Consider the following 2,116-nt stretch of genomic DNA (forward strand, 5'->3'; position numbering starts at 1 on the left):
CCTCCTTTCCACATTCGCAAGGCGCGGCCGTGCCGGTGAGCAGCCACTCCAGCCAGCACCTCACGCAAGGGGTACAGTCACAGTGGACGGATCCGACGGGCGGGTGTCCCTCGCCGATGACTTTGGCGATCTCCTCCGCTGATGCCGTGCGCATAAACTCGAGGCCGGTCTGCTTATTCATGGGTCGCCTCCTTCTCGCGGGTGGCTCTCAGGGTGCCGAGCATAAACGAGAGGGCCGTGGTCAGTTGATCCTCGGTGGCGAAGGTGCCGCCGAACTGCTCGGCCAGCGCCGCGATGATCTCGCCGGCGTGCTCCGGCGTGACGTCGTCGGTGGCTTCGTCGTCCTCGACGGAGATCAGGAGATCGGAGTCCAGATAACAAGCGGGGCGCAGGCCGTTGTTGCCGTTGTAGGCGCTGTTCCAGTCCAGCGCGCCATCGGAGTTGACGAGGCGGGCGAGTGACTCGTAGCCGTTAGACTTCGTGCTGAAGGCGGTGGACAGCCACCACCAGTCGTCTGCGTTGGGGATGACGTCGCGGTTGCGCCGGTACTGGTCGACCGTCAGCAGGAAGATGGTGACGGTGCAGGTGCCGTAGTCCTTCAGGCCGTCGTCGGTGGTCAGGTCGAGCTCCGTGGTCAGGAAGGCGTTGGGGCCGTTCACGTCCTCGAGCAGGTTGTCGAGGTAGGCGCCGTTGAGGTATTCCTTGCTGCTGGCGACGGCGAAGTTGTTGCAGTTGCCCTCGTCAAAGGCTCGGGTCTCGATGATGTCCTTGCTCAGGCATAGGGCGCGGCCGTCGTCGTTCTCCAGCAGGATCCAGCTCTGGCCGGCATAGTCGAAGGCCGTGCCGCGGGCGGCGTTCTTGAGTGCGATCTTTTTCATGGGGTTGCTCCTTTCGTTCTCTGCGGCCGAGCCTTCTGGCTGGCCTGAATATTTGGCAGGGTCTCGCCGGCGCGGAGCCGGCTCTCACAGTGCGGGCAGATGTAGCCGGTGCGGGGGATCTTCTGGTAGATGCTGACGTTCCAGTCGAGCCCGCAGCCGACGCACTTGGCTGTCATGGGCCTCCACCTCCTTCCGCAGCCAGAGCCTCGAAAACATAGCGCCGGATGCGGTTGCGGTACTTCTTCCGGGTTCTGGCTTTCTTTGCGTGAGCTGCGAGGTGCAGCCACTTCGGCGGCACTCCGATGGCCTTGGCCGATACCTTCCAGAGCTTTTTGAGGGCAGAGAGCACGGCGTTGATGACCGGCTTCATGGCTTCGGCCAGCTTGGCGGCGATTTCCCGCAGAGCGTCGGCCAGCTTCTCGAAGGCTTCGCGGGCCTGCTGCATCTTCTCACGATCGGCGAGCGTCATGCTGCCGTCGTAGACGTAGGGGCTCAGCTCGTCGTCGCCTCCGTCGGCCAGACGCTCACAGAACGGGAGGCCGGCAGCTTCGGCAGCCTTGCGGCCCTCCTCGAGGGCGTCCCGGCCTTGCGTGACTTCGCAATAGTCCGCGAGGCGGTTGCGGCCGCCTTCGTAGTGCCAGCGGATCCCGGCGGCGATCTCGTCGATGGTCATGTCCTCGCCGAAGTGGCCGCAGTAGTAGCCGTTGACGATGACGGCGTCCGGGTCTGCCTTCAGGATCCCGATGGCGTCGTTGAGGTCGTCGGTCTCCCACTCGCCGTTCCAGATGTCGCTCCAGATCGTCAGAGCGTTCCACGAGCGGCCGGTGCGGTACACTATTGTCCAGCCGATGCCGTCGCGGATCTCCGCAGCGAAGTCCCGGGCGATGTCTCTCAGTGCTGCCATGCTGTTGCCTCCTCTCTGGTGATGTGCACGACGGTGACGAGGTCGTCGATCTCGTGCTTGGTGGTGTATGTGTCCCGCTCGTCGAGCCCGATGTGCCGCAGCAGCGTCTCGGGCCCGTCCAGCAGGAAGGCTGTGGCGGCCACGGCGTTCAGCCGGTAGACCGTGACCTCCACGGTGCAGCGGGCGCCGTCCTCGTCCAGCGTGGACGGGAACGAGGCCCGGCAGATGGGGCTCGCCTCGTATCTGAAGGCGGTCGCGCGGTTCTCCCCGGCGATGATGTCCTTCACGAACTCCTCGAAGGCTTTGCGAGGGATCGAGCTGCGGTACTTGTCCA

At 64.6% G+C, this 2,116-nt stretch carries 5 protein-coding genes; all 5 read right to left on the bottom strand.

Going from position 1 to position 2,116, the window contains the following annotated elements:
• On the bottom strand, window positions 1-181 hold a 181-nt coding region (locus ACT84W_RS05645), incomplete at its 3' end, for a hypothetical protein (RefSeq protein ID WP_444328506.1).
• Window positions 174-878: a DUF6273 domain-containing protein gene (locus ACT84W_RS05650; RefSeq protein ID WP_444328507.1), complete on the bottom strand. Its 705-nt coding sequence runs from the start codon at window positions 876-878 to the stop codon at window positions 174-176. The genes ACT84W_RS05650 and ACT84W_RS05645, both read right to left, overlap by 8 nt.
• The gene (locus tag ACT84W_RS05655; protein WP_008981460.1) at window positions 875-1,054 is read right to left on the bottom strand and encodes a hypothetical protein; all 180 of its coding nucleotides are present in this window, start codon (window positions 1,052-1,054) and stop codon (window positions 875-877) included. The genes ACT84W_RS05650 and ACT84W_RS05655 overlap by 4 nt, the downstream gene beginning before the upstream one ends.
• Complete coding sequence (locus ACT84W_RS05660) at window positions 1,051-1,782, bottom strand: hypothetical protein (protein WP_444328508.1); 732 nt, start codon at window positions 1,780-1,782, stop codon at window positions 1,051-1,053. The genes ACT84W_RS05655 and ACT84W_RS05660 overlap by 4 nt, the downstream gene beginning before the upstream one ends.
• On the bottom strand, window positions 1,770-2,116 hold a 347-nt coding region (locus ACT84W_RS05665; protein WP_444328509.1), incomplete at its 5' end, for a hypothetical protein. The genes ACT84W_RS05660 and ACT84W_RS05665, both read right to left, overlap by 13 nt.

Origin of the sequence: Paratractidigestivibacter sp. (assembly GCF_052362415.1) — a bacterium.
Taxonomy (GTDB): domain Bacteria; phylum Actinomycetota; class Coriobacteriia; order Coriobacteriales; family Atopobiaceae; genus Paratractidigestivibacter.

Bases quoted from the DNA above. Each gene is read 5' to 3' on its own strand.
- ACT84W_RS05650 (WP_444328507.1), bottom strand. From the start codon at position 878: ATGAAAAAGATCGCACTCAAGAACGCCGCCCGCGGCACGGCCTTCGAC.
- ACT84W_RS05655 (WP_008981460.1), bottom strand. From the start codon at position 1,054: ATGACAGCCAAGTGCGTCGGCTGCGGGCTCGACTGGAACGTCAGCATC.
- ACT84W_RS05660 (WP_444328508.1), bottom strand. From the start codon at position 1,782: ATGGCAGCACTGAGAGACATCGCCCGGGACTTCGCTGCGGAGATCCGC.